Annotated in this window: 1 protein-coding gene; it reads left to right on the top strand. The window is 50.2% G+C overall.

The genetic code is table 11. From position 1 onward, the window contains the following. A partial coding sequence (locus HT737_RS28600) for a hypothetical protein (protein WP_182404497.1) occupies window positions 1–814 on the top strand: 814 nt, incomplete at both ends.

Genomic DNA, 814 nt, shown 5'->3' with positions numbered 1-814 from the left:
CTTTAAAACAAAAAACCAAACTTTGCTCGATGTTTTATATTCCCGACCCCTTCACAACCAGCCACGTTAACCTGGCTGATTGCCGCACTAACCAACACGGACCAGAACAACTCAATATGGATATTAACCGCAACCTTTTTGCAACGACCCCCGCATCGGCCGACGAAGTAGAACGATTGAAAATCGCCAGGGCTCTGGAGAACCGAAATTTCCTTCGACAATCTTTTCGTGCTGAAGAAGACCTCATGCAACTCGCTACGGAAGTGGTGTCGGGAAGTCGTTTCGACAGCGAACATCTCGCTGGCAAATTATTGCTGCGCTCACTCAGCAAACATCCGGAATTCATTGAATTCATTGCCTCCTTCGACCTTCCTGCCGATCACTTTTTCATGGTCAGAAGCAATGGTGAAGTTTACGCCGCCTATGAGGAATTCGGTGCTACGGGCTTTTACATCCAATCCACCATCATTACCGACGAACTGTATGAGATCGAATCTTTACGGAACGATATCGAACTCCTGTCGAAAACCGCATGGCGTTCTGGCGGCATTATTTCTTCCAGCGCTACGGTGCCACTGCGCAACTGGCTGGCGTTTCAGGAAATCGATCCGCCCAACGACTACGCAGACCTTGCAAACTTGATTGACTGCCTCAACTTCAAAATGCCCGCACCGCCAAAATTCGCTAACTACTGGGGTATTTCCGAGGAGACTCAGGATGTCGCCCTGATCATCGAGCCCGCACAGTATCCTGTGATCATGCAGGTCGTGCGAAAGTTGATGGCCGACCTGGGGGCGGGCATTCCGAACCGTTG

Origin of the sequence: Pseudomonas sp. MD195_PC81_125 (genome assembly GCF_014060985.1) — a bacterium.
Taxonomy (GTDB): domain Bacteria; phylum Pseudomonadota; class Gammaproteobacteria; order Pseudomonadales; family Pseudomonadaceae; genus Aquipseudomonas; species Aquipseudomonas parakoreensis.
Note: the sequence above shows the minus strand (reverse complement) of the source record. Positions and strands in the feature narration are given on the sequence as shown.